27 protein-coding genes and 1 tRNA gene are annotated in these 25834 nt (G+C 68.4%); 14 read left to right on the plus strand and 14 right to left on the minus strand.

Annotation, left to right across the window (positions count from 1 at the left end; translation table 11 throughout):
* Window positions 1-268 precede the first annotated feature (268 nt).
* The 9 genes from CH341_RS11975 to CH341_RS12015 form a co-directional block, all read right to left on the minus strand.
* Window positions 269-658, minus strand: coding sequence for a hypothetical protein (locus CH341_RS11975; RefSeq protein ID WP_111419261.1), 390 nt, complete (start codon window positions 656-658; stop codon window positions 269-271).
* A gap of 206 nt (window positions 659-864) precedes the next feature.
* A complete protein-coding gene (locus CH341_RS11980) occupies window positions 865-1053 on the minus strand; it encodes a GNAT family N-acetyltransferase (protein WP_210208268.1) in 189 nt (62 codons plus the stop codon).
* On the minus strand, window positions 1037-2275 hold the full coding sequence (locus tag CH341_RS11985) for an IS4 family transposase (protein WP_245431011.1): 1239 nt from the start codon (window positions 2273-2275) through the stop codon (window positions 1037-1039). Before CH341_RS11985 ends, CH341_RS11980 begins: the two co-directional genes overlap by 17 nt.
* Before the next feature lie 41 nt (window positions 2276-2316).
* Window positions 2317-2916: a GNAT family N-acetyltransferase gene (locus tag CH341_RS11990; protein ID WP_111419263.1), complete on the minus strand. Its 600-nt coding sequence runs from the start codon at window positions 2914-2916 to the stop codon at window positions 2317-2319.
* Between the two features lie 366 nt (window positions 2917-3282).
* The gene (locus CH341_RS11995) at window positions 3283-3996 is read right to left on the minus strand and encodes a TIGR02391 family protein (RefSeq protein ID WP_111419264.1); all 714 of its coding nucleotides are present in this window, start codon (window positions 3994-3996) and stop codon (window positions 3283-3285) included.
* 37 nt (window positions 3997-4033) lie between these two features.
* Window positions 4034-4120, minus strand: a tRNA-Leu gene (locus CH341_RS12000).
* Between the two features lie 165 nt (window positions 4121-4285).
* A complete protein-coding gene (locus CH341_RS33655) occupies window positions 4286-4801 on the minus strand; it encodes a hypothetical protein (RefSeq protein WP_146604448.1) in 516 nt (171 codons plus the stop codon).
* 17 nt (window positions 4802-4818) lie between these two features.
* Window positions 4819-5340, minus strand: coding sequence for a xanthine phosphoribosyltransferase (gene gpt, locus CH341_RS12010; RefSeq protein WP_111419265.1), 522 nt, complete (start codon window positions 5338-5340; stop codon window positions 4819-4821).
* Between the two features lie 104 nt (window positions 5341-5444).
* The gene (locus CH341_RS12015) at window positions 5445-6236 is read right to left on the minus strand and encodes a competence/damage-inducible protein A (protein WP_111419266.1); all 792 of its coding nucleotides are present in this window, start codon (window positions 6234-6236) and stop codon (window positions 5445-5447) included.
* 266 nt (window positions 6237-6502) lie between these two features.
* On the opposite strand from CH341_RS12015, the gene CH341_RS12020 reads away from it, so the two are divergent.
* The 4 genes from CH341_RS12020 (at window position 6503) to CH341_RS12035 (ending at window position 10606) form a co-directional block, all read left to right on the plus strand.
* Window positions 6503-7921, plus strand: coding sequence for a circularly permuted type 2 ATP-grasp protein (locus tag CH341_RS12020; RefSeq protein ID WP_111419267.1), 1419 nt, complete (start codon window positions 6503-6505; stop codon window positions 7919-7921).
* Between the two features lie 8 nt (window positions 7922-7929).
* Window positions 7930-8871, plus strand: coding sequence for an alpha-E domain-containing protein (locus tag CH341_RS12025; RefSeq protein ID WP_111419282.1), 942 nt, complete (start codon window positions 7930-7932; stop codon window positions 8869-8871).
* A 31-nt stretch (window positions 8872-8902) separates the two neighbouring features.
* The gene (locus tag CH341_RS12030; protein ID WP_111419268.1) at window positions 8903-9727 is read left to right on the plus strand and encodes a transglutaminase family protein; all 825 of its coding nucleotides are present in this window, start codon (window positions 8903-8905) and stop codon (window positions 9725-9727) included.
* Between the two features lie 135 nt (window positions 9728-9862).
* Entirely contained in the window at window positions 9863-10606 is a 744-nt protein-coding gene (locus CH341_RS12035) for a proteasome-type protease (RefSeq protein WP_111419283.1), read from the plus strand.
* A 216-nt stretch (window positions 10607-10822) separates the two neighbouring features.
* On the opposite strand, the gene CH341_RS12040 is transcribed toward CH341_RS12035, so the two are convergent.
* A complete protein-coding gene (locus CH341_RS12040) occupies window positions 10823-11230 on the minus strand; it encodes a RidA family protein (RefSeq protein WP_111419269.1) in 408 nt (135 codons plus the stop codon).
* A 176-nt stretch (window positions 11231-11406) separates the two neighbouring features.
* Here CH341_RS12040 and CH341_RS12045 point away from each other — a divergent pair, with 176 nt between their 5' ends.
* The 4 genes from CH341_RS12045 to CH341_RS12060 are packed head-to-tail and all read left to right on the plus strand — an operon-like array spanning window position 11407 to window position 14855.
* The gene (locus tag CH341_RS12045) at window positions 11407-12468 is read left to right on the plus strand and encodes an ABC transporter substrate-binding protein (RefSeq protein WP_170149588.1); all 1062 of its coding nucleotides are present in this window, start codon (window positions 11407-11409) and stop codon (window positions 12466-12468) included.
* 14 nt (window positions 12469-12482) lie between these two features.
* Window positions 12483-13274 carry an ABC transporter ATP-binding protein gene (locus CH341_RS12050; protein WP_111419284.1) on the plus strand — a complete coding sequence of 264 codons (792 nt, stop codon included), beginning with the start codon at window positions 12483-12485 and terminating at the stop codon, window positions 13272-13274.
* A gap of 7 nt (window positions 13275-13281) precedes the next feature.
* Window positions 13282-14076, plus strand: coding sequence for an ABC transporter permease (locus CH341_RS12055; RefSeq protein ID WP_111419271.1), 795 nt, complete (start codon window positions 13282-13284; stop codon window positions 14074-14076).
* 11 nt (window positions 14077-14087) lie between these two features.
* Window positions 14088-14855, plus strand: coding sequence for an ABC transporter permease (locus CH341_RS12060; RefSeq protein WP_170149589.1), 768 nt, complete (start codon window positions 14088-14090; stop codon window positions 14853-14855).
* A gap of 28 nt (window positions 14856-14883) precedes the next feature.
* Here CH341_RS12060 and CH341_RS12065 read toward each other — a convergent pair whose 3' ends face one another.
* A complete protein-coding gene (locus CH341_RS12065; RefSeq protein ID WP_111419273.1) occupies window positions 14884-16326 on the minus strand; it encodes a caspase family protein in 1443 nt (480 codons plus the stop codon).
* A 179-nt stretch (window positions 16327-16505) separates the two neighbouring features.
* Here CH341_RS12065 and CH341_RS12070 point away from each other — a divergent pair, with 179 nt between their 5' ends.
* On the plus strand, window positions 16506-17282 hold the full coding sequence (locus tag CH341_RS12070; protein ID WP_111419274.1) for an SDR family oxidoreductase: 777 nt from the start codon (window positions 16506-16508) through the stop codon (window positions 17280-17282).
* 12 nt (window positions 17283-17294) lie between these two features.
* Here CH341_RS12070 and CH341_RS12075 read toward each other — a convergent pair whose 3' ends face one another.
* Together CH341_RS12075 and CH341_RS12080 are read right to left on the minus strand one after the other, a co-directional pair.
* A complete protein-coding gene (locus CH341_RS12075) occupies window positions 17295-20237 on the minus strand; it encodes a hybrid sensor histidine kinase/response regulator (protein WP_170149590.1) in 2943 nt (980 codons plus the stop codon).
* A 269-nt stretch (window positions 20238-20506) separates the two neighbouring features.
* Window positions 20507-20881: a cyclophilin-like fold protein gene (locus CH341_RS12080; protein ID WP_111419276.1), complete on the minus strand. Its 375-nt coding sequence runs from the start codon at window positions 20879-20881 to the stop codon at window positions 20507-20509.
* A gap of 236 nt (window positions 20882-21117) precedes the next feature.
* Here CH341_RS12080 and CH341_RS12085 point away from each other — a divergent pair, with 236 nt between their 5' ends.
* The 3 genes from CH341_RS12085 to CH341_RS12095 all read left to right on the plus strand — a co-directional run bounded on the left by CH341_RS12085 (window position 21118) and on the right by CH341_RS12095 (window position 22930).
* Window positions 21118-22368, plus strand: a complete 1251-nt coding sequence (locus tag CH341_RS12085; RefSeq protein ID WP_111419285.1) for a NupC/NupG family nucleoside CNT transporter — start codon at window positions 21118-21120, stop codon at window positions 22366-22368.
* Window positions 22369-22472: 104 nt separating this feature from the next.
* On the plus strand, window positions 22473-22718 hold the full coding sequence (locus tag CH341_RS12090) for a hypothetical protein (RefSeq protein WP_111419277.1): 246 nt from the start codon (window positions 22473-22475) through the stop codon (window positions 22716-22718).
* Entirely contained in the window at window positions 22718-22930 is a 213-nt protein-coding gene (locus CH341_RS12095; protein ID WP_111419278.1) for a DUF2283 domain-containing protein, read from the plus strand. Before CH341_RS12090 ends, CH341_RS12095 begins: the two co-directional genes overlap by 1 nt.
* Window positions 22931-23052: 122 nt before the next feature.
* On the opposite strand, the gene CH341_RS12100 is transcribed toward CH341_RS12095, so the two are convergent.
* Window positions 23053-23322 carry an usg protein gene (locus tag CH341_RS12100; protein ID WP_210208269.1) on the minus strand — a complete coding sequence of 90 codons (270 nt, stop codon included), beginning with the start codon at window positions 23320-23322 and terminating at the stop codon, window positions 23053-23055.
* Window positions 23323-23674: 352 nt separating this feature from the next.
* Between CH341_RS12100 and CH341_RS12105 the strand changes: the two genes are divergently transcribed.
* Together CH341_RS12105 and groL are read left to right on the plus strand one after the other, a co-directional pair.
* Window positions 23675-23989, plus strand: coding sequence for a co-chaperone GroES (locus CH341_RS12105; protein ID WP_111419280.1), 315 nt, complete (start codon window positions 23675-23677; stop codon window positions 23987-23989).
* Window positions 23990-24100: 111 nt separating this feature from the next.
* On the plus strand, window positions 24101-25738 hold the full coding sequence (gene groL, locus CH341_RS12110) for a chaperonin GroEL (RefSeq protein WP_111419281.1): 1638 nt from the start codon (window positions 24101-24103) through the stop codon (window positions 25736-25738).
* Window positions 25739-25834 lie beyond the last annotated feature (96 nt).

The raw sequence follows: 25834 nt of genomic DNA on the forward strand, positions 1-25834 counted from the left end.
ACCGGGCGGCCCTTTTGCGTTCTGGCGATCGACGATCGCTCGGGTTTCGGCCTGACCGTACGGCCTCTCGGCCGTCGTCGCCCGCGCAGGCGAGGGCGAGGGCCTCGCACGAAGTCCCGGTCGTCCCGGGGCGGCGCGCCAGCGCCGAGCCGGGGACCTATACCCCTTGTCTATCGTGAGCCACCAGCACCGGGGATATGGATTCCGGGCTCGCGGGCTGCGCCCGCGCCCCGGAACGACGATTTGGGCAAAGCCCGCGTGCCGGATGTCACCAGCGGCGCCAGTTCCAGTAGGGATCGCGCCAGCCGTACGACCAGCCCCAGTCGGAGCCCTGCCAGCCCCACGGCGTGCCGACGAAGGGCTCGCGCGCGAAGCAGCAGCCCGCATAGGCGCTGTAATAGGCCGGGGCGACCCGCGGCGCATAGGCGAGCGGCGGGTAATAGGTCGGCGGATAGTATCGCGGGGCGTAGTAGACGGGGGGCGTGCGGTACTGCGTCGGCGCGAAGCCGGGCGCGTAATAGACCGTGGCGTAGCCGCCCGAGGCCGGGCCGCAGCCCCAGCATTGCCCCGCCCAGCTCCCGGCCTGCGCGGCCGGTGCGACGAGCCCCATCCCCAGCGCGAGGCCGGCAGTCAGGGCGAACCCGTGCAGACGCGACATGGACAACTCCCCGAAACACGCGTTGATCTTGCGGACCAGCTAAACCGCCAGACGTGAACACGCCCCTACGCCCTGAGCGTAGGACGCGCGAAACCGCCCGTACACGCGCGAAAACGGTTAATGACGCGGATGTGAGAAAGGGATAATGCGAAAGGTGCCGGACATCATCCCGTCATACCCTGCGAGACGTGGCCGGTCCGGGATCGTCACGCGCCCCATTCTCGTCGGAGAATGGCGTACTGCATCGTGTTCTCGTACACCGGAGCGCCGTCGTCGTCCGTCGTGAACGACACGAACTCCACGAACAGCCCCTCTCGCCTCATGCCGAGCCGCTCGCACAGGCGCTGCGACGCGAGGTTGCCCTCCTCCACATAGGCACTACGGCATGCACACATTTCGTGGGGGCACGTGCTTGTCGCGGAGGAGCCAGCCTTCGGCGATGGTTCGAAACCGCTCGAGGCCGTGGCTGAAGGTGATGGGTCCGGGCGGTTTGGAGGACGGATAACCGTCCCAGCCGCCCAAACGGGCGATGATCCACGCGGCCCAGGCGAGGCTTCGCGGCGGGTGCGGGTTTTTCTGCAGCGCGGTCTTGCCGTGGTACTCGGCGTCGAGGGCGTCGAGCACGACGGCCTCGTCCGCCGTGAAGGCGGTGCTGGCCGGTTCGACGCGGGTTCCGTCGCGGGCCTGCCGGAGTTGAAGGGTGACGGCCGCCGCCTTGGTGGCGATCGCGGCGAGCTTCAGGAGGCGTTCCGCGGTCTCGATCTGGCTGTCTTCGAGGCGGAGACCCTGCTTTTTCATCAGCCGGAACAGCTGCTCGATGGTCCATCGCTGCCGGTACCAATCGACGATGCGCCACGCCGCCGCGGCGTCGTCGACCGTGTGCGTGGTGAGCAGGCGCCAGTGCAGCGGCGCGGTGTTCTCCGGCGGCGACGGCTCGACCACCTCGACCAAGGTGAGCGCAACGCTCTCGGGCAGATGGCGATGGTGCGGGCCCTTGGGCCGCCGCAGCGCGACCGGGCCGAACCGTACGATCACCTCCGCCGACCGGGCCGGACGGTTGGGGGCTCGCGCCGGCAGCTCGACGCGTCGCGTGCCGGCCCACGCGAACCGCTTGCCGGCGGCCGAAAGAAGACGGCCGTCCGCGACGCAGCGGTCGTGCATCACCCGTCCGATCAAATCGAGGTTCGGCCGCGGCAGCGTCACCCAGAACGCGTAGAAATCGCTCTCACGGTCGCCGACGATCGTCACCCGCGCGGCCGCCGCCAGCACGGTCCTGGCCTGCTCGCCCGTGCTCACCCAGCGCTCGGATTCCTTGTCGGACAGGGCGCGTTCGGCGTGCGGCACCGTGACCCGGCCGGGGCGGGTCCAGATGCGGCCGGCGACCAGCCCCAGACAGCTCCCGCTGTCGGCGTCGACCGCCACCATGGCATGCACCAGCAGGCCCCGTCCCGAGCCCTTGCCGATCTCGCCCAAGCCACGGCGGCGCTCGGCCGTGGTGGCGAAGTTGATCTCGCTGGTGTCCTGGATCGCCAGCACGTGCCGCCCGGCCGAAGCCGGGGCGGTCTGCTCGCTCCAGCCCTCGATCAAGCGCTCGACCGTGACCCTGTCGTTCCCCAACAGCCGGTTGAACCGGACTTCCTGCGATCGCTCGCCATTGCTCAGCTGGCGCAAGCAGACGCTGGCATGCGCGACAATGCCGGCGAGCAGCGCCGCCCCCCTTTATCGAGGCGGCGATCCCCGAACCGACCCAACGACCAACCCGTCCACTCCATGGCGACACTCCGATTCGTCCGAAGTGTCGCCAACAGAATCACACGGTGGGCACCGAGGGGAATGGCCTCCCGCCGCCCCGAGTCACTCCGTCGCACCGAGATCTGTGCATGCCGTAGCACATAGGCATAGAGGCGCCGCGCCTGCTTCACCGCGAACAGATGCGCGACGAGGGCCCGCGCGGCCTCGAAGGCGAAACCGGCGCCGCCGTACGCCGCGTTGAAGTTCCAGCCGACCGCATAGGTGTCGGGCGGCTCCGGGACGCGGAACAGATCGCCGATCAGCCTGTCGGCGCCTCGCAGGCACACCGCGACATGCTCGTCGCTTTTGCTGCGCCGTTCCACCTCGGCCTCGGCGGCACCGAGATCGTCCAGCCTGAGGGAGAAAAAGCAGCTCGCCCGGGGCCGGTGCAGATAGGCCAGCAGATCGGGCGCGTCTCCGGTCCTAAAGTCTCTCAGGATCAACCGCTCGGTCTCGATCGCGTCCATTCGACCTCTCCGTCGGCTGTTTTTTACCAAGGCGCGCGGTCCCGCGCCTCGCTCGTCGAGGTGAGGAGAGAGCCGGGGCTATGCTTGCCTCGGCGCGCAAAATGGGTCGAGCCGAAGGCGAGCACATCGCCTTCCCGGCCAGCCGGAAAATAGACTTCGCTCCGCTCGACGATCCGATGCGCTGTACCCCTCCCGTTACAGATGAAGCCGGCGCACAATTGAAACGACATCTCCCCGACCTTACCCCGAGGAGCGCCCGGAAGGGCGTGTCTCGAAGGGCGAGGGCGGCCTCATGGTTCGAGACGCGGCCTGCAGCCGCTCCTCACCACGAGGGGTGAGTCAAAGCATTTGCGTGTCGGGATCAAATTATTCCCGACGCCCGTCGACTATGCGGAGCAGGTGATTTGCAAGAAGAATGATTTCCGCCGCTTCGTCCGGGTTCGTAAGCGCAACATCTCGATGTGAATGGGGATTCTTATAGGCGCCAATTGCACCCGAAAATAAATCGCTGAGAGCCTGACGTTCGCCTCTTTCTGCCGAGGCGTCCGTCAACACGCCATTGCTGACGTCGAACGCTTTACGCATCAGAGGAACACCGATATCGTTCGCGTTCAAATTCGCGGCGTTGCGGACGGCTACTTCCACGGCCTTCATCGCTTCAAATACCGCAGTGTCGTACTTCCCCCTGTGATACAATCCCCACACCTCCTCTCTAACAGATGCATTGAGCATATCTTTCGGAAGAATATAACCTCTCGACGCGCGACGAGCTGATGGATCCGTCGCAATCTTAAAAGCACGCCGGCTCAATACCCTGTATTCATGAGCCCCGCGAAATCGAGGGTCCGAAAGCAGCAACGCTTGTCCCTCCAGCCAGGCCCAGGCTTCCCGTAGGGCTTCGATGACCTCGTCTCGATTCGCATTACCTGCATAGGCCTGCAATGCAGTCCGTGTAAATCCATCTAGACTAATATCCGACTGGCGCCCCTCGCTAAGAGCACGAAGAATATACAAACCAAGCTCTTCAGGCTCGAGAGATATTAGAACGTTCGCATCTGGAAGATGTTCTGCAAGATTCATCGATCCGTCCACGCCGCTGGATAAATTCAATGCGATATGGTGCGGACGGCGGGACTCGAACCCGCACGAGGTCTCCCCCAGCGGATTTTAAGTCCGCTGCGTCTACCGGTTCCGCCACGTCCGCGGGAACGGCGGCAATCTAGCAAGCGAGGCCGGAGTCGCAACGAGGGACTGCGCGGCCGATGCGCCGCACGAGGCGTGAGCGGGGCCGCGCGCCGGGCGGAGCGTACGGCCGGGTCACCGGCCGGCGATCAGGGGCCGGGCTCACGCCCGGCGCGTCCCTGGCCCGTCAGGACTTGGTCTTGTCCTTGTCCTTGCCGGGCTTGCGCTTGCCGGCGGGCTCGTCGGCCTCCGGCTCGGTCTCGGTCTCGGCGGCCGTGTCGTCGGCGGCCTCGTCGTCATCGTCGTCGTCGAGGTCGTCGTCCTCGTCCGTGTCGGTGTCCTCGAGCTGCTCCAGCTCCTCGGCGAGGCGCTCCTGCGCCTCGGCCATGGCCTCGCGCATGCCGTCGATGAACTCCTCGGCCTCCTTCTTGTGGCGCCGGATCGCCGCATCGAGGTCGCTCTTGTAGCGGTCGAGCTCGAGCTTCAGCCCGGACACCGACGGCTTCTCGGTGTCGAGCACATAGGCGACCTTGCGGATCTCCAGCGCCAGGTCGTTGAGCAGCGCCGCGATGATCTGGTCGGGGACGTCGTTCTCGTCGATGTAGTCGTAGACCTGGGTGCGCAGCGCCTCGTAGTGGCGGTCGAGCTCCTCGACGACGGCGTCGTCGTCATCGTCGAACTGGTCGTCTTGCGGGCCGGTCATGTCGTCTCCTCCCGGGCTCAGGCGCCACCGGCGATCGGCGGCTGGAAGGCGAGCCCGGTGTCCCAGGGAAAGAAGATCCAGGTGTCCTGCGACACCTCGGTGATGAAGGTATCCACCAGCGGCCGACCCATCGGCTTGGCGTAGACCGTGGCGAAGTGCGCGTTGGGCAGCAAGTCCCGGACCACCCGGGCGGTCTTGCCGGTGTCGACGAGGTCGTCGACGATCAGCACCCGGCCGCCGGAGCCGTTGCCGATCTTCAGGATCGCGTCGGTGACGCCCTTGAGGATCTTCAGGCTGCCCTGCTGGGTGTCGGGCACGCCGCTGGCGCCGCCGTAGCTCGCCACGCAGATCGTCTCGATCACCCGGATGCCGAGCTCGCGGGCGACGATCGCGGCCGGCACCAGGCCGCCGCGCGTCACGGTGACGAGGGCGTCGAACGGCCCCTGCCCGGCCAGCCGCCAGGTCAGCGCCCGGCAGTCGCGGTGGAACATGTCCCAGGACACCGGGAAGTGCTTGTCGGGGGTCGCGGCCGCGGCCATGTCGTCTCTCCAGAACAGACGGCACGCGGGCCGTCCGGTCCGGGACGGCGGCGTGCCAAACACCCAGTCTCGGACGCCCGGGCCGGGACCCGGTGTCCGGCGAATCACGTCTTCGCCGCGAGCGCGGCGCGCACCTGCACCAGCATCTCCTCGACGGCGGCTCGCGCCGCCGCGAGCTTTTGCGGATCGCGGCCGCGCACCACCAGATTGGTGTTCGGCCCGCCCGCCTCGTCGGTGAACGGATAGCTGCCGATCATCACGTCGGGATGCTGCTTGGCCACCAGCCCCAGCTCGGTGCCGATGTCGCCCTCTCGCAGGTCGGCCCGCACGCTCTCGGACAGGAGCTTCACCCCGGTCCGCAGCTTCGGCGCCACCTCGTCCAGCATCGCCTGCATGACGCTCGGAATGCCGGCCATGACGACGACGTTGCCGATCCAGAAGCCCGGGGCGCGCGACACCTTGTTCTCGACCAGGTCGGCGCCGCGCGGGATGCGGGTCATGCGCATGCGCGCCTCGTTGAGCTCGGCGCCGCCGAACCGCTCGCGCATGATCGCGATGGCGCGCTCGTCGAAGTCGAGCGGCACGCCGAACGCCTTGGCCACCGCGTCCGCCGTGATGTCGTCGTGGGTCGGCCCGATGCCGCCGGTGGTGAACACGTAGGTGTACCGGCTGCGCAGCGCATCCAAGGCCGCGACGATCTCGTCCTCGACGTCGGAGACCACCCGGACTTCCTTGGTGTCGATGCCGATCGTCGTCAGATACTCGGCGATGTAGCCGATGTTCTTGTCCTTGGTGCGGCCCGACAGGATCTCGTCGCCGATGACCAGGACGGCGGCCGTCACCACCTCGACCGAGGCGGCCCCGGCGGCGGCGGAATCGAGTGTCTTTTCATTCATTGTGCAACTCCGGCGTCGCTGTCCTGTATCCCGACCGCAGGAGCCGCTCAAGCGCGCCGGACGCGGATCTCGGCCGCATCCACCGGCGATCGCACGGCGCTTCATCACCGGTAGCCTAATACGTAGGCAGTCCAGACGGAAGCCTGCGACTTTGCACGCGTCCAGGGCGGGTCGACGCGGTTGTCTCGTCATGGAACAGTGGCTTGAAGCTTGCATCGAGTCGGTCGGGGCGTCCGCCTCCGGCCGGATGCCGTCAGGGGCCTGTCATGGCGGAATGTTTCGACGAGATGAAGGGGGCGGACGGTTCGGTCCGACCGGCCTACGAGGGATTGGACGCCTGGCTTCGCGACCTCTCCCCGGACGTGCTCGACCAGCGCTGCCAGGAGGCCGAGCTGCTGTTCCGGCGCATCGGCATCACCTTCGCGGTCTATGGCGAGGCGGACTCGACCGAACGGCTGATTCCGTTCGACGTCATCCCGCGGATCCTGTCCTCGTCCGAGTGGACGCTGCTGCAGCGCGGCCTGACCCAGCGGGTCAAGGCCATCAACATGTACCTGAAGGACATCTACGGGCGCCGCGAGATCCTCAAGGCCGGCGTGATCCCGGAAGACCTCGTGTTCCAGAACCAGGTCTTCCGGCCCGAGATGAACGCCCAGAAGGTGCCGCACGACGTCTACGTGCACATCGCCGGGATCGACATCGTCCGGGTCGGCCCGGAGACCTTCTACGTGCTGGAGGACAATGCCCGCACGCCGTCCGGCGTCTCCTACATGCTGGAGAACCGCGAGATCATGATGCGGCTGTTCCCGGATCTGTTCTCGCGCTACAGGGTCGCCCCGGTCGAGAACTATCCGGACGAGCTGCTGGCGACGCTGAAGTCGGTCGCGCCCGAGACGGCGGCGGCCGAGCCGAACGTCGTGCTGCTGTCGCCCGGCATCTACAACTCGGCCTATTTCGAGCACTCGTTCCTGGCCGACAAGCTCGGCATCGAGCTGGTCGAGGGACGCGACCTGCTGGTCAAGGGCGGCGTCGTCTACATGCGCACGACCGAGGGGCCGAAGCGCGTCGACGTCATCTACCGGCGCGTCGACGACGACTTCCTCGATCCCCTCGCCTTCCGGCCCGACTCCTCGCTCGGCGTCCCCGGGCTGATGTCCGCCTACCAGGCCGGCCAGGTCACGCTCGCCAATGCGGTCGGCACCGGCATCGCCGACGACAAGGCGATCTACAGCTACATGCCGGACATCGTGAAGTTCTATCTGAGCGAGGAGCCGATCCTGCAGAACGTGCCGACCTGGCGCTGCCGCGATCCCAAGCATCTCTCGCACGTGCTCGACAAGCTGGACGAGCTGGTGGTGAAGGAGGTGCACGGCTCGGGCGGCTACGGCATGCTGATCGGGCCGATGGCCGACAAGGGCAAGCTCGCCGCCTTCCGCACCCGGATCGAGGCCGATCCGAAGAACTACATCGCCCAGCCGACGCTGGCGCTCTCCACCTGCCCGACCTGGGTCGAGCGGGGGGTGGCGCCGCGACACATCGATCTGCGCCCGTTCGTGCTCACCGGCAAGGACACGGTGCGGATCGTGCCGGGCGGGCTCACCCGGGTCGCGCTGCAGCGCGGCTCGCTCGTGGTCAATTCCAGCCAGGGGGGCGGCACCAAGGACACCTGGGTGCTCGATACGTAATCGTGGTCATGCTGTCCCGAACCGCCGACAATCTCTACTGGGTCGCCCGCTACGTCGAACGGGCCGACTATCTCGCCCGCATCCTCGAGGTGACGATGCGCCTCACGGCGCTGCCCCTCGCCTATGTGGGCTCGACGAACGAATGGGAGTCGGCGGTCGCCACCGCCGGCTGCAGCCGCTCCTTCCACGCCGCCTATCCGGAGGCGACCGAGGAGAGCGTCAAGGAGTTCCTCGCCTTCTCGGCCGACAATCCGAGCTCGATCCGCAACTGCATCGAGCTCGCCCGCACCAATGCGCGCGGGGTGCGCACCGCCCTGACCAGCGAGATGTGGGACGTCATCAACGGCGCCTGGCTGGAGCTCAAGCGCTTCAACAACGCGCCGGGCTCGCGCGAGGAGACGCTGCGCTTCCTGCGCTGGGTCCAGGAGATCTCGCTGCGCTTCGACGGCTCGGCCTACCGCACCATGCTGCGCACCGACGCCTACTGGTTCTTCCGGCTCGGCTGCAACATCGAGCGCGCCGACAACACGGCCCGCATCCTCGACACCAAGTACCACCTGCTGCTGCCCGAGGACACGCATATCGGCGGGCCGCTCGACTACTACCAGTGGGCCGCGATCCTGCGCTCGGTCGCGGCGCTGACCTCCTATCACTGGGTCTATCGCGAGAGCCTCAAGCCCTGGCTCATCGCCGACCTGTTGATCCTCAATCCGAAGATGCCGCGCTCGCTGGCGAGCTGCTACGACAATCTGCTACGGTACTGCGACGCCATCGCCGAGTCCTACGGCCGCCAGGGCGCCTCGCAGCGCAAGGCGCGCGGCATCCGGACCCGGCTCTCCAATCTCAAGATGGAAGAAATCTTCCAGAGCGGACTGCACGAATTCATCACCGAGTTCATCTCCGACAACAACGAGCTCGGCGGATCGATTTCTCGTCAATATTTGATGTGAACCGCCCGCCGCGGCCCTCACCGGCTGTCCCATGCGCATTCGCGTCTCGCACCAGACGACCTATCACTACGACTCGCCCGCCACCCGGGTGATCCAGACGCTGCGCATGACGCCGCGCCCGCACGACGGGCAGCACGTCGTGCGCTGGCGCATCGACGTCTCGGCCGATTGCCGCCTGACCACCCAGGAAGACGCGTTCGGCAACATCACCCACTCGTTCACGGCCGAGGTCCCGACCGACCAGCTCGACGTGCTGGTCGAGGGCGAGGTGGAGACGCAGGACACCGACGGGCTGCTGCACGGCACCATCGAGCGCTTTCCGCCGAGCTTCTATCTGCGCGAGACCGAGCTGACCCGGGCCGATCCGGCGATCCTCGCCTTCGCCCGCGACGTCGCCGGGACCGCGACCGACCCGATCGCGCGGCTGCACGCGCTGACCCGCGCCGTCTATTCCGAGGTGACGTTCGACGCCGACCCGACCCACTCGGCGACGACGGCGTCCGAGGCCTTCAGCCTGCGGCGCGGCGTCTGCCAGGACCTCTCGCACGTGTTCGTCGCGGCGGCCCGCAGCCTCGGGATCCCGTCGCGCTACGTCGGCGGATACTTCTGGCGCAACGACGGCATCACGGCGCAGGAGGCGGGCCACGCCTGGGTCGAATCGCACGTCCCCGATCTCGGCTGGGTCGCCTTCGACCCGACCCACGCGATGTGTGCCACCGATGCCTATGTGCGGGTCGCCACCGGGCTCGACTATCTCGGCGCGGCGCCGGTGCGCGGCACCCGCTTCGGCGGCGTCGGCGAGACCCTCGAGGTCGCCGTCAACGTGGCGCAGGCGTTCCAGCAGCTACAGAACTGAGGACATCGGGGTCGCCCCCGATGACGCCGGGCCGGGATCGTGCATGATGCGGGCCGGACAAGGGAGAACACGATGCTGCGGGCGGAACAGCGCCGGGTGCTGCACCGCAGCCGGGATTCGATGGGGCTCGACGGAATGACCTATTGTTGCGGGATCCTGGTCCGCGATGGCCTGGTGATGATCGCCGACACGCGCACCAATGCCGGCCTCGACAACATCTCGACGTTCCGCAAGCTGCACGTGTTCTCCAACCCGGGCGAGCGCATCATGGCGGTCGCCTCGGCCGGCAACCTGTCGCTGACCCAGTCGGTGCTCAGCATCCTCAACGAGGGCCTGGAAAACCCCGAGACGGGCGAGCGCGAGACGCTGATGAACGCGCCCACCATGTTCCAGGCGGCGCAGCGCATCGGCCGCGCCATCCGCTCGCTCGCCCACACCGAGGGCCAGGCGCTGGAGGCGGCCGACGTCAAGTTCGAGCTGTCCTTCCTGTTCGGCGGCCAGATCAAGGGCGAGCGCACGCGCCTCTTCATGATGTACTCGGCCGGCAACTTCATCGAGTGCACGCGCGACACGCCCTATCTGCAGATCGGCGAGCACAAATACGGCAAGCCGGTGCTGGACCGCGCCGTCACCCACGACACCGACCTCTACGACGCGCTCAAGATGGGGCTGATCTCGTTCGACTCGACCATGCGCTCCAACCTCTCGGTCGGCATGCCGCTCGACCTCCTGGTGGCGCGCCGCGACGCCTGCGTCGCCGAGCTCGCCTATCGGATCGAGCCCGAGGAGCCCTACTTCCAGGATCTGCGCCGGCGCTGGTCGGCGGCGCTGCGGGCCGCCCATCTCGACATTCCGCGGCCACCCTATCTCGGCATGTGAGACGCGGCGCGGCGATTGCCGCGCTGCCGCACGGTTCCGCCCTCGCGGCCGGGCGGTGGCATGGCGCGTGCATCGCGGCGGTCCCCGTGACCCCCGATCCGACGCGGAATGCCCCGTTCCTCCCGCCCCCATCGTTCAGCGGCTCGCGCAGAGCGGTTCACGGCCCGACCGGTCGCGTGCCGGATGGCGAAACGCCGTTCCTGCGAGCAGACGTGCTCAGCGATCGAGCAGCGCCACCGCCTCGATCTCGACCAGCAGGTCCGGATGCGACAGCCGCCGCACCTCGATGGTGGTGCTCGCCGGCAGCGCGACGCCGAGATAGTCGTGGCGCACGTCGACATGCTTGAAGAACTCGTCGATGTCGGTGACGAAGGTCGTCGTCTTGACCAGATCGGCGAGGCTCGCGCCGACCGACTCCAGCGCCACCTTGAGGTTCTCGCCGACCTGCTTGATCTGCGCCCGCATGTCGCGCGGGCCGACGATGCTGCCGTCCGCCGCGCGGGCGAGCTGGCCCGAGACGAACACGAACTTTCCGCCGGTGGCGACGACGACGTGATGATAGAGCACGTGGCCGTTTACGACGCGCTGGGGCAGCGCCTTCGGCTGGGTCTTCTCGACAGGCATGGTATACAATGCTCCGGTTGGAGGTGCCGCATATAGACGACCCGGGCGCGGGCGCAAGGACGATTCCGGACATCGTGCCGCAGCGGCAGCGTCGCGGCCAGGAGAACGACCACCACGACCACCACCACCAGCACGACCGGTGCGCCACGCATCGGCCCGATCGAGGAGAGACGACCATGAGCGATCACCCCCGGCTCGTGTCGCGTCGCGACGTCCTGCGGACGTCGGCGGCAGCGGCGAGCGCGGCGACCATCGGCACGGCGACCGGCTTCGTCGCGCCGGCCGCGGCCGACCCGGTCAAGATCCGCTACGCCACCGGCGGCGGCATCGGCCCGAACGAGATGGAGACCATCGTCTTCCTCGATCATCTCAAGCAGAACGTGCTGAAGAACTACGGCAAGGCCTACACGCTCGACATGACGTTCACGCGCGGCACGCCCGAGGCGGCGACGCTGCTGGCGTCCGGCCAGGTCGATCTCGCGACCCTGTCGTTCTCGGCCTTCGCCACCATGATCGCCAAGAACGCCCTGCCGGGCGGCATGACGATCGTCTCGGACAACTATCAGGACGGTCACCCGGGCAACGCCACCAACACGTTCTTCGTGCCGAACGATTCTCCCATCAAGTCGGTCGCCGACCTGAAGGGCAAGAAGGTGGGCATCAACGCCTTCGGCTCCGCCGTCGACCTGGTGCTGCGCGTCGTGCTCAAGAAGAACGGCCTCGATCCGCGCCGCGACGTGCAGATCGTCGAGGTCTCCTTCCCCAACATGGCACCGGCGATCCGCGAGAAGCGCGTCGACTGCGGCGTGCTGGTGATCCCGTTCCTGCCGACCGAGGCCGCCAAGGGCGACCTGCGGCCGCTGTTCACGGGCGGCGACGCCTTCGGCCCGTCCTCGGTGATCTTCCAGGTCGCCTCCAACGCCTTCCTGAAGAGCAACCAGGCCGCCGTGAAGGCCTTCCTGGCCGACTACGTCGACGGGCTCGCCTGGTACTACGATCCGGCCAACCGCGCCAAGGCGATCGAGCTCATCGCCGACTTCACCAAGTCGCCCAAGCCGGTGCTGGAGTCGTATTTCGCGACGCCGCGCGACTACTACCGCGACATCAAGGGCTGCGTTCCGGCGGCGGCGATCCAGAAGCCGATCGACGCCATGCTGGAGGAGAAGCTGATCGACCAGCGCGTCGATGTCTCGAAATATCTCGACCTGAGCCTGCTGCCGTTCCCGTGCGCCACGTGAGGCCGGCCGGCACCGTGAGCGACGCGAAGATCGAGATCCGCGGCCTGTCGAAATCCTATTCGACCGGCCACGGATCGCTGCTGGCGATCGACACCGTGGACCTGACGCTCGCCGAGGGCGAGTTCGTGTCGATCGTCGGGCCCTCCGGCTGCGGCAAGAGCACCCTCCTCTACGTCGTCGGCGGATTCCTGTCCGCCGACGGCGACGTGCTGGTCGACGGCACGCCGATCCGCGGACCCGGAACGGACCGCGGGATCGTGTTCCAGGACTACGCGCTGTTCCCCTGGCTCACGGTGCGCCGAAACATCCTGTTCGGGCTGGAGCGGCGCGACGTGCCGCAGGCGGAGCGCGACGCCGTCGCCGACCGCCTGATCGGCGTCATCGGCCTGAAGGGCTTCGAGCACCGCTATCCGCGCGAGCTCTCGGGCGGCATGCGCCAGCGCGTCGCCATCGCCCGCACCATGGCGTGCGACCCCGCCGTGCTGCTGCTCGACGAGCCGTTCGGGGCCCTCGACGCCCAGACCCGCGAGATGATGCAGGACGAGCTGCTGCGGATCTGGCTCGACACCCGCAAGACCGTGCTGATGATCACCCACGACGTGAGCGAGGCCGTGTACCTGTCCAACCGCATCTGCATCATGTCGGCGCGGCCCGGCCGCATCGTCGAGGAGTTCTCGGTCGATCTCGACCGCACGCTGCCGCGCGAGGAACTGGTCGTCTCGGAGCCGTTCAACCGGCTGCGCAACGCCGTATGGCTTTCGGTGCGGCGGCAGGCCGTCGCGGCCGCCCATGCCGATCCGGGCTGAAGCGCCGATGCGTCGCCTCGCCCGCCTCGCTCCTCTGGCCCCCCTCGCCCGCATCGTCCCGCTGCTGCTGTTCGTCGCGGCCTGGCATCTCGTCGGCGTCGCCGGGCTGGTCGATCCCGCCTTCCTGCCGCCGCCGGGCCGCGTCGCCGTGGCGCTGGTCGACCTCCTGCGCGGGGGCCAGATCGGCGACAACATCGCCGTCACGCTGCTGCGCGCCTTCACGGGCCTCGCGCTGGGCGCCACCGCCGGCGTGTGGATCGGCGTCATGATGGCCCGCTCCGAGGTGTTCGACGCCTATGCGGCGCCGCTGGTCGGGGCGACCTACTCGCTGCCGAAATCGGCCCTGGTGCCGCTGTTCATCCTGTGGTTCGGGATCGGCTCGACCACGGCGATCTGCGCCACCTTCCTGGCCTGCCTGCTGCCCGTGGTGGTCAACACGCATCACGGCGTGGCGACGACGCCCAAGGTTCTCGTGTGGAGCGCCCAGGCGATGGGCTTTTCCGACCGCGAGATGCTCGGCCGCGTCTTCCTGATGCACGCTTTGCCCGACATCATGACGGGGCTGCGCATCGCGCTCGGCTTCTCGTTCGTGCTGGCGATCTCGTCCGAGATGATCGCGGCGAACAGCGGCATCGGCAAGCTGATCTTCATGTACGGCGAGAACGGCACCTACGACTACATGTTCGCCGCCATCACCAGCGTCGTCGCGGTCGCCTTCTCGGCCGATCGCGCCCTGCTCGCCGTGACGCACCGCATCCTGCGCTGGCACGACTCCGCCGTGCCGGCCGCGGACGCCGCATGAGGACGCCCGGCATGAGCAGGCACGATCCGCTGTGGCTGCGGGTTCGCTCGGTGGCGTCGGTCGTCGTCGTGCTGGCCGCCTGGGAGGCGGTCGCCCGCGCCGGCCTGGTGCCGCCGCTGTTTCTCCCCGCCTTCTCGACCGTGGTCGTGACCCTGTGGGGCGTGATCCGCGACGGCTCGCTGCCCGAGGATCTCGCCATCAGCCTCGGCCGCGCCGCCGGCGGCCTGACGCTGGCGACGCTCGCGGGCGTGCTGGTCGGCATCGCGATGGCGCGCAACCGTGTCGCCCACTGGCTGCTCGATCCCTTCGTGGCGCTCGGCTTTCCCTCGCCCAAGATCGCCTTCCTGCCGATCTTCATCCTGTGGTTCGGGATCGGCAGCCTGTCGAAGATCCTGCTGGTCGGCTTCGCCTGCGTGTTTCCGGTGGCGATCGGCACCTATGCGGCAGCGCGCGGCATCAACCGCGTGCTGATCTGGTCGGGGCGCTCGCTCGGGGCGTCCGCCGGCGTGCTGCTCGGCCGGGTCGTGCTGCCGGCCTGCGCGCCGCGCATCTTCGCCGCCATGCGGGTCGCCCTGCCGGTGGCGCTGATCACCACCTTCACGGCCGAGATGGTGGGCGGCGGCGGCGGCATGGGGGCGACGCTGATGTACTCGCAGCGCTTCTTCGAGAGCCCCGTGGTGTTCGCCTATCTGCTGGTGATGCTCGCCGTCGGCCTGGTGCTCGACACGACGATGCGACGGCTCCAGGCCCGATCCCCGGTGCTGCGCGGGGACGCGTGAGTGCCGCCCGCGTCGAGCCGCTGCGATGTCACCTTCGCCCGAACGGCACGCCCAGCATCATGTTGAAGATCGGCGGCGGGCCGTTGAACGGGCGGGCGCCGGAGTTGCCGCCGCCGCGCGAGCGCTCGCGGATCACCACGGTACGCTCGGCCCGCTTGCCGCTCTTCGCCCCCGCCTCGGCGGTGTCGCTGTCGGAGACGTCCTCCTTCAGCAGCGCCTTGTGCTGCGGCCCGTTGAGGTAGCCGCTGGCCGGGTAGCCGCGCGCCGTCTGCCAGCGGGTGATCACCTTGCGGGTGTCGTCGGAGAACTTGCCGTCGCTCTTGGTGTCGAAGCCGAGCGCCGACAGCCGCTTCTGCACGTCGCGCCGCTTGGCCTTGGTGAGGCCGAGCTTGTCCTCGGTGGCGAGGCTCGCCTCCGCCGTGAACAGGGCCGGATCGGCCGCCTCGGCGGCGGCCCGCGGCTTCGTCGGCTGCGCCTGCAGCGAGGCGATGCGGGCGAGCGCGATCGGGCGGAACTGGCCGTTCGGGAAGTTCAGCAGATAGGCGTTGAGCTCCTCGGGCTTGTTGGAGTCCTTGATGGTCCGCCAGAACTCCAGCTCCGCCTCGGACACCGAGCGGGTCAGCCCGCCGGCCGGCGGCGCCACGTCGGACGACGACGGGGTGTCGGCCGGCAACAACGCCACGGCGCCGGTGGGGTTCACGAACACCGAGCCGGTCAGGTTGGTGTGGCCCCACGGAAGCTGCTGCTTCTTGGTCTCCTCGCTGACCTGGGCGCGGACCCGCGTCATCGCCTGCTGGATCTCCAGCCCCGGCGTCGCGAGATGGGCGAGCAGCGCGCGGGTGAACGGGCTGTTGCTCCCCTCGGTGCCGTCGAGCGCGGTCTGGCCCGGGCCTGTCGCGAAGGCGATCAGGGTCCCCTCGCCCGACTTCATCTCGGCCAGGCCGGACGACACCACGACGTTGCGGGTGCGGGTCGCCGAGCGGATCTTCGCGGCGAACGGATTGTCCCGGCAGGCGTCCAGCAGCACCAGCTTCACCTTGGCGTCGCTCATGGTCTGGTCGAGCGTGACGTCGATGTCGATCGCCGCGCCGAACTTCACGTCCATCTCGGACCTCAGGTCGGCGTCGACCGGGATCAGGTAGTTCTTGCCGTTCACCGCGATGCCGTGGCCGGCGTAGAAGAACAGGGCCACGTCGGCGCCCTGGGTGCGCAGTGCGAAGTCGCGCAGCTTCGCCGTCATGGCGTCGCGGCCCAGATCCGTCCCTTCCACCACCTCGAAGCCGGCATTGCGCAGCAGGCTCGCCATCGCGGCGGCGTCGATCGGCGGATTGGGCAGCGGCTCGACCGAGCGATACGCGCCGTTGCCGACCACGAAGGCGACCCGGCGATCCGCCCTGGCGTCCCCGGCCGTCACCAAGGCCCCCAACACGACCGCACAGAACGCACCGACGGCGAGAGACGGAAGGCGCATGGCCGACACTCCGCGGTAATGTCCGCTCACCCCGAGTCGGGGGATTTTCGAAACGTCAGGTAGCATACGGCACCGGTTGCCCCTTTAGAAGTCTGTGTCGGAAAAAAGGCAATCGGGGTTTATGATCGCCGCGAACCGGCCGGGTTCCTGGCCGGGCAGCTCTAAAAAAGGAGAGAACGATGAGCGGGGGAGCGACGACGCGCGAAAAGATCGCGGTGGTGACTGGAGCGGGCACGGGGATCGGCCGTTCCGCCGCCCTCGCCTTGATGGCGACGGGCTTCACCGTCGTGCTCGCCGGCCGCCGGCCCGAGATGCTCGACGAGACGGCGCGGCTCGGTGCCGAGACGGGCGGCAAGAGCGTGTGCGTTCCGACCGACGTCTCCGAGCCGGCCGCCATCAAGGCGCTGTTCGCGGTCGTGCGGGAGAGGTTCGGGCGGCTCGACCTGCTGTTCAACAATGCCGGTGTGGGCGCCCCGGCGGTGCCGATCGAGGACCTGCCCTACGAGACCTGGAAGAAGGTCGTCGACACCAACCTGACCGGCCCGTTCCTGTGCATCCAGGAGGCGGTGCGGATCATGAAGGCGCAGGATCCGCGCGGCGGCCGCATCATCAACAACGGCTCGATCTCGGCCCATACGCCGCGCCCGCGCGCCGTCGCCTACACGTCGACCAAGCACGCCATCACGGGGCTGACCAAGCAGGTCGCGCTGGACGGGCGGCCGTTCGACATCTGCTGCGGCCAGATCGACATCGGCAACGCGGCCACCCCGCTCACGGAGCGGATGGCGCAGGGCCAGGGCGTGCTGCAGCCGACCGGCGACAGCATGGTCGAGTCCCGCATGGACGTCGCCCATGCCGGCCAGGCGGTCGCCTACATGGCGAGCCTGCCGCTCGACGCCAACGTGCTGTTCATGACCGTGATGGCGAACCAGATGCCGTTCGTCGGGCGGGGCTGAGGGCGGGCCGGCTCAGGCGGCCCGGTCCGACGGGACACCGCCGGCCGGATCGAGCTGCGCGACCACGCCGCCGAGCTCCTCGAACGCCGCGGCGAGCGCCTCGACCTGAGCCTCGAGACCGCGGCTGCGTCCGGCCCGGGCGTCCTCCTCGAGCCGCCGGGCGAGCTCGGACAGGCGCATGAAGCCGAGCGTTCCGGCGGCGCCCTTGAGCGTGTGCGCCTCCAGCTCGATCCCGGCGGCGCCGGCCGTCACGTGCGAGCGCAGCTGCGCGATGCGGTCCCGCGAGTCGGCCAGGAACGTCTCGACCACCTGGCAGACGCCGTCGGCCCCGATCTCCTCGCCGAGCCTGGCGAAGGTCGCGGGATCGAAGGTCGGCGGCTCCGTCGCGGGCGGCGCGGCGATCTCCGTCACGGGGGGCCGCTGGCCGATGAAGCGACGGATCGCCGCCTCCAGCCGGTCGCGGGTGATCGGCTTCCCGACGAAGTCGCTCATGCCGGCGATGCGGCAGGTCTCGGCGTCGTGCTTGAAGGCGTTGGCGGTCAGCGCCACGATGTGGACGCGGCCGGCCGGCTCGGGAAGCGCGCGGATCGCCCGGGTCGCCTGCAGGCCGTCCATTCCGGGCATCATCACGTCCATGAAGACGAGGTCGTAGTCGCCGGTCCGTGCCGCCGCGACCGCCTCGGCGCCGTCCGGCACGATCGCGGCCGTGTAGCCCAGCCCTTCGAGGAGCTTCTGGGCGACCAGCTGGTTGGTCGCGTTGTCCTCGGCGACGAGAATGCGGAGCGGATGCAAGGCGCCGAGCGGCAGTTGCTCGTCCTCGGCCGCGGCGGCCGGAACGTCCGCGCTGCTGGCGTCGCCGATGATCGCGTCACGGATCGTCGCGTAGGCGAGCGGCTTGCCGAGCACGGCGTCGAACGACTCGGCGAGCGCCGCGAAACGCTCCTGCATCGGCGTCGAGGTCAGCAGCACGAGGCGCGCCGACGCCATGCAGGGCTCCGCCCGCAGCGAGCGGACGGTGTCGCCCGTGGCCACCGTCTCGTCGATCGCGATGCAGACGAAGGGCTGCGCCGTGACGGCGGCGTTCCACGCCATGGAGATGCCGAGGTCACGGGTGTTGGCCGCGCTGGTGTCGGCGCCGAGCAGCGCGAGCTGGCGGACCAGGGCGGTGCGTGACACCGGATTGCGGTCGAGGACCAGAACCCGCGGAGCGTCGGCCACGACGCCGTCGAGACGGGCGACATCGACATCCGGCAGGTCGAGATCGATGCAGACCCGGAAGGTCGCGCCGCAGCCCACCGAGCTGTCGACCGTGATGGTACCGCCCATGCGTTCGACCAGCCGCTTGCAGATGGCGAGGCCGAGGCCGGTGCCGCCGAACCGCCGCGACACCGAGCGGTCGGCCTGGTGGAAGTCGGAGAAGAGCCGCGGCATCGCCTCGGGCGAGATGCCGATGCCCGAATCGACGACCTCGATGGCGACCCCGATCCGGCGAGGCCGCCGGGCCGCGACGACGTCGACCTCGACCGTGACGCCGCCGCTGTCGGTGAACTTCAGCCCGTTGGTGAGCAGGTTGAGCAGCACCTGGCGGATGCGCCCCGGATCCCCGACCACGCTGCGCGGCAGGTCGGGAGCCAGCACGGTGCCGAGCGCGAGGCCCTTCGCGGCGGCGCGCGGCGCGACGGCCCGCACCGTCCCGTCGACCAGACGGGCGAGATCGAAGGGAATCTCCTCGATCTCCAGGCAGCCCGCGTCGAGCTTCGAGAGATCCAGCACGTCGTCGACGATGTGGAGCAGATGCTCGGCGGAATCGCGCAGCGTGCAGGCGTAACGCTCCGGCTCGCCGGCGAGTCCGCTGTCGACCAGCAGGCCGGCCATCCCGATCACGCCGTTGAGCGGCGTCCGGATCTCGTGGCTCATCACCGCGATGAACTCGGATCGGGTGCGGGCCGCCGTCTCGGCCGCCTCGGTCGCCCGCTGCAAGCCCCGCTGATAGCGCTGCAGCAGCACGATCACCACGACGGTCGCGAGCGTGAGCACGACGGCGACGCCCAGATAGGCGGCACGGTTGCGCTCGAACGCCGCGTAGATCTCCTCGTCGGCGAGGCCGACCAGCACGATCAGGGGCAGATCCTTGATCTTTCGGTAGCTGAAGGAGCGGGTGACGCCGTCGACCGAGCTGCGCGCCGTGACGTCTCCGGCCGGTCCGCGCGACAAGGCCGCGAACAGAGGGCTCCCCTTGAGGCGCAGGCCGATCACGGTCTCGCCGTTGCCGACACGGGTACGCACCACGGAGTCTTCGCCGACCAGCGCGATCACGCCTTTGCGGCCGACGTCGATCGAGTCGTAGAAGCGCGACAGATAGGCCGGGTCGACCGACACCACGGCGACGCCGAGCAGGCTGCCGTCCGCGGCCGGGATCCGGCGCGAGATGTTGATCGACCACTTGTTGCTGACGCGCCCGAACATCGGCTCGCTGATGACCAGCGCGTCGCGCTCGCCGTTCAGGTGGACCCGGATGTGCTCGCGGTCGCTGAGATCGAGCGGCGGCCCCCCGGGATCGAGGCTGCTGGTGACGAGCCGACCGTTGCGGTCGACGACCGAGACCTGGAAGGCGAAGTCGTTCGCGGCCTCGCTCGCCCGTGCCCACGGGCGGATGTCGAAGCCGGCCGGATCGCGGGCGTAGATCTCGCGGACGAACAGCAGCGTCTGGTCGGCGCCGCGGATCGACCGGATGATGTGCTCCTCGAAGGCGCGGACGAGGTTCGCCGTCGTCTGCCGCGCCTCCTGCGCGACGAACCGGCGCTCCTCGCGAATCTCGTAGATCGCCGCGATCCAGATCGCCGACACGCAGGCGAGCCCCAGCAGCACCAGACCGTACGGACCGAGCGGCCGCCTGGCCCCGGCGCCCGCAGCGGCGCGCAATCGCGGAAGTACCTTGGGAAATCGGATCGACAACGACGGCATCTCGGGTTCTGCCGGGACCCTGTCCAGCATGGCTCAATGCGCCGAGCTTCTCTCGGCGGTCGGACATCACATTGCGCCGCCGTCGAGCACGGACGGTTAACGCGTCCCGCCCGGGAGTCCGTTTATTTTTCAGAAGATTGACAAGAGGTTGCGCGGAACCATGGATTATTCGCCCGGTCGGGATAGACCCTAGCCCGAAGCGGCTGGCCGGCATCGTGGCCGCGGGATTTTGCTTCCGGCGGAGCCGCGCGGCGCCCCGTTCAGTCGATCCGGATCACCGTCACCCGGGCGCCGGCCGGCACGGTCGCGAGCGTCCGGACGTCGTCGTCGGCCCGGGCGAACAGATTGCAGGGCGCGGCGAGCCGGGTCTCCCCGTCCTGGCTGATCGGGGTGCGGCCGTACCCGATCGCGATGGCGGGGCCGTCCGGCCAGTAGGCGATCTCGCCGGGCGTGACGACGGCGCGCGCCCCCGGCTCGAGCGGCGCCCGCACCGGCACCTCGAAATAGACCTCGTCGCCCCAGACCAGCACCGAGGCCGTGAACGGAAGTGCGGCGACCAGGGCCTCGGCCGTCGGGCTGTCGAGCAGCGTCGCGTCGAGGGTCGTCGATCCGAAATCGAAGCGAACACGGGCCATCGCGGGTCTCCGCCGGCTGCCAATGGCCGACCATACCACGCCTGCGCGACGCCGCATCCGGAACACGCACGGCGCGCACCCGGCCGCACCCCCGGGCCGCGGCCCCGGGGCGGCCGGCGGCCTGCGGTATTGAGCTGACGGCGCCGCAGAATCGTGCCCACCGTCTCACCCAGGCGCCGCCTCGTACGATTCCTGCATGGGACGATGTCCGACCGGATACCCGAATGGCCACCCTGCTGCCGCAACTGCAATCCGCCGCCGGACTCCTGGCGCTCCTGGCGCTGGCGTTCCTGATCAGCGAGAACCGCCGGGCGGTCCGCCCCCGCACCGTGCTGGTGGCGCTCGCCCTCACGGTCGGCCTGGCCCTGCTGCTTCTCAAGGTGCCGGGCGTCACGGCGGCCTTCGCCGGGGCCGCGGCGGCGGTCGACGCGATCGCGGCGGCGACCCGGGCCGGAACCTCCTTCGTGTTCGGCTATCTGGGCGGCGGCACCCTGCCCTTCGACCCGACGATCCCGGGCACCGATTTCGTCCTCGCCTTCCAGGCGCTGCCGATCGTGCTGGTGGTGAGCGCGCTGACCACGCTGCTGTTCCACTGGGGCGTCCTGCAGCCGATCGTGCGCGGCTTCTCGGCCGTGCTGGAACGGACCCTGGGGATCGGCGGCGCGGTCGGACTCTCGACGGCCGCCAACGTCTTCGTCGGCATGGTCGAGGCGCCGCTGTTCATCCGGCCCTATCTGGCCGGGCTGACCCGAGGCGAGCTGTTCATGGTGATGACGGGCGGCATGGCGGGAATCGCCGGCACGGTGTTCGTGCTCTATGCGACGCTGCTGCGCGACACGATCCCGGGCGTCGCCGGGCATCTGGCCATCGCCTCCATCCTGGGCGCACCGGCCGCCATCCTGATCAGCCACCTGATGGTGCCGGACCGCGACACCGGCCGCACCGCCGCGCCGACGGAGGCCCCCGCAAAGATCGCCGACAGCACCATGGACGCCATCGTGCGGGGCACCACGGTGGGGCTCGAGCTGCTGTTGAGCATCGTGGCCATGCTGCTGGTGCTGGTCGCGCTGGTGCATCTCGCCAACGCGATCCTCGGCCTGCTGCCGGATGTTCTCGGCGCCCCGGTGACGCTGCAGCGCATGCTGGGGATCGCCATGGCGCCGGTGTGCTGGCTGATGGGCGTGCCATGGTCGGAGGCCGTCTCGGCCGGCGGCCTGATGGGCATCAAGACGGTCCTCAACGAGCTGATCGCCTATGTGGAGCTGGCCAAACTGCCGCCCGAGGCGCTGTCCCCCCGGTCGCGGCTGATCATGACCTACGCGCTCTGCGGCTTCGCCAATTTCGGCAGTCTCGGCATCATGATCGGCGGATTGTCTGCAATGGCACCCGAACGCCGCGACGAGATCGTCGGCCTCGGCGTCAAGTCGATCGTCTCCGGCACCCTCTCCACCTGCGTCATCGGCGCGACGGTAGGGACGATGGTGTGACGTCGGTCAGCGCTTTCACTCGTTTCCGTGCTGTCCGGTTTTAATTGTCCCCGCAACCCGGCTAGTCTGCGCCAGCATGAGTTGTGGCGCCGGATCCTGCCTCGATGAAGACGACGCGGTATTTTGCCGAACAGGTGCTGCGAAAGCGTCCCAACATTCGTCCGGAATGGTGCATCAGCGTAATCGCCGACCCGATCCGGCGCGAAAGCCAGGCCGATGGACGGGTTCGCTTCTGGGGCAGAGTCGTGGCGGAAGACGGTGTGGCGCGCCACCTTCGAGTCGTGACGTTGGATGACGGCGAGACGATCCATAACGCGTCCTTCGACCGCGATTTTCGCGAGGAGCCCTGATGAAGCTGCACTACTATCCGGAGACCGACAGTCTCTACATCGAGCTGAAGGATGCTCCCGGTGCGGAGACGCGGGAGATCGTCGCAGGACTCGTCGTCGACCTCGACGCCGACGGCGAGGTGGTCGGATTCGACATCGACCATGCGTCGAAAAAACTCGACCTCTCCAAGGTCGAGACGATCGCCCTGCCGCCTGCGAGCGCAGCGGAGTGAATGCCGGGACCGAGGATGTAGGGCGCCCTGAGCCCGTGCGAATTGCGCCGAACATCGCCGACCGACTCGGCGGCCGGCGCAATTCGGTCCGCTCGTTGCGCCCTACGGCACCTGCCCGCCGCTCAGTTCAGCGTGAACATCCCGTCGACCGCCTTGATCTCGGCCGGCTTGATCAGCCGCGAATGGGCGACCGTGACCGAGTGCAGCGGGCCTTCGAGCTTCTCGCGCCAGAAGCCGAGAAACTTGTTCAACTCCGGAAAATGCGGGTGGAGGTCGTACTCCTGCCAGAGATAACTCTGGAGCAGCCAGGGATGATCCGGCCGCCTGTACAGGATATGCGCGGTCGTCAGGCCGTAGCCGTGCAGTTGCTTCAAGAACTCCTTAGAGGCCATGGTGTCCCCCATCCGTATCCACCGGGAAATCTTCCAACGCCACCTCCGATCATTGCAAGCGCATTTGGTAAACAAAGTGTTCATCAAACAGGCGTAGCAGCCTCGACTGGAAGGTGCTACCAGGGCTCACCCTGTCGCCCCGGCGCAAACCTTCGGCTCATCTCGGCGCCCGACCGGACGGCGATCCCGCCGTGTTGGCAGTCCGCCCTGCCGAGTGCCAATTTTTTTCGGCCTCCCTCTTGAACCGGGTCCCGGCCAGCACCAAGTCGCAGACGGGCGCCCGGGGCCACCGCCCTGCCGGCCGACCCGCGATCCAATTCAACGCTCTGCATCAAAAACTTAGGAGGACAGCATGAAGTTCCGTCCGCTTCACGACCGCGTCGTCGTCAAGCGTCTCGAGGCCGAAGCGAAAACGGCCGGCGGCATCATCATCCCCGACACCGTCAAGGAGAAGCCCCAGCAGGGCGAGATCGTCGCCGTCGGCCCGGGTGGCCGCGACGAGGCCGGCAAGCTCGTCCCGCTCGATCTGAAGGTCGGCGACCGGGTCCTGTTCGGCAAGTGGTCGGGCACCGAGGTCAAGCTCGACGGCGTCGACGTGCTGATCATGAAGGAGAGCGACATCATGGGCGTTCTCACCGACACCGAGGCCAAGAAGAAGGCCGCCTGACCTCACACGGACATCACCTGCCTGATCGGACCATGCCGGATCGCAAAGGTCGGCACCGTGGTCTCGCCGGGTCGGGAGAACGCAACGGATTCTTTCAGGAGCTGAAGAACAATGGCTGCCAAGGACGTGAAGTTTTCGTCTGACGCGCGCGACAAGATGCTGCGCGGCGTCGACGTGCTCGCCAATGCCGTGAAGGTGACGCTCGGTCCGAAGGGCCGCAACGTCGTGCTGGAGAAGAGCTTCGGCGCCCCCCGCATCACCAAGGACGGTGTGACGGTGGCGAAGGAGATCGAGCTCGAGGACAAGTTCGAGAACATGGGCGCCCAGATGGTGCGCGAGGTGGCCTCGAAGTCGTCCGACATCGCCGGCGACGGCACCACCACGGCGACCGTGCTGGCCCAGGCGATCGTCCGCGAGGGCGCCAAGGCCGTCGCGGCCGGCATGAACCCGATGGACCTCAAGCGCGGCATCGACCTGGCGGTCGAGGCGGTGGTCGAGGACCTCAAGAAGAACTCCAAGAAGATCACGTCGAACGACGAGATCGCCCAGGTCGGCACCATCTCGGCCAATGGCGACGCGGAGATCGGCCGCTATCTCGCCGAGGCGATGAAGAAGGTCGGCAACGAGGGCGTCATCACGGTCGAGGAGGCCAAGAGCCTCGAGACCGAGCTCGACGTCGTCGAGGGCATGCAGTTCGACCGCGGCTACATCTCGCCCTATTTCATCACCAACGCCGACAAGATGCGGGTGGAGCTCGAGGATCCCTACATCCTCATCTACGAGAAGAAGCTCTCCGGCCTGCAGGAGCTGCTGCCCCTGCTCGAGTCCGTGGTGCAGACCGGCAAGCCGCTGCTGATCGTCGCCGAGGACGTCGAGGGCGAGGCGCTGGCCACCCTCGTGGTCAACAAGCTGCGCGGCGGCCTCAAGGTCGCGGCCGTCAAGGCGCCGGGCTTCGGTGACCGCCGCAAGGCCATGCTGCAGGACATCGCGATCCTGACCGGCGGCCAGGCCATCTCCGAAGACCTCGGCATCAAGCTCGACAACGTGACGCTCCCGATGCTCGGCCGCGCCAAGAAGGTGACGATCGAGAAGGAGAACACCACGGTCGTCGACGGCGCCGGCAAGAAGGAGGAGATCGAGGCCCGGATCTCGCAGATCAAGGCGCAGATCGAGGAGACCACCTCCGACTACGACCGCGAGAAGCTCCAGGAGCGCCTCGCCAAGCTGGCCGGCGGCGTCGCGGTGATCCGCGTCGGCGGCGCCACCGAGGTCGAGGTGAAGGAGCGCAAGGACCGCGTGGACGATGCCATGCACGCCACCCGCGCGGCCGTCGAGGAAGGCGTTCTGCCGGGCGGCGGCGTCGCCCTGCTCCGCGCCATCAAGGCGATCGAGAAGGTCAAGGTCACCAACGAGGACCAGAAGCACGGCGTCGACATCGTCCGCAAGGCGCTGTCCTACCCGGCCCGCCAGATCTCGCTGAACGCGGGTGAGGACGGCTCGGTGATCGTCGGCAAGATCCTGGAGAACGCCGAGTACGCGTTCGGCTTCGACGCCCAGTCCGGCCAGTACGTCAACCTGGTCCAGAAGGGCATCATCGATCCGACCAAGGTGGTGCGCGCCGCGCTGCAGAACGCCGCCTCGGTCGCCGGCCTGCTGATCACCACCGAGGCCATGATCGCCGAGCTGCCGAAGAAGAACTCCGGCCCGGCGATGCCCCCCGGCGGCGGCATGGGCGGCATGGACTTCTGATCGGCCCGACAGGTCGGATCAGCCACCAGACGACGACAGGCCCGGGCGGAAACGCCCGGGCTTTTTCTTGTTCACCCTCCCCTGGAGGGGGAGGGT

Origin of the sequence: Rhodoplanes roseus, from assembly GCF_003258865.1 — a bacterium.
Taxonomy (GTDB): Bacteria; Pseudomonadota; Alphaproteobacteria; order Rhizobiales; family Xanthobacteraceae; genus Rhodoplanes; species Rhodoplanes roseus.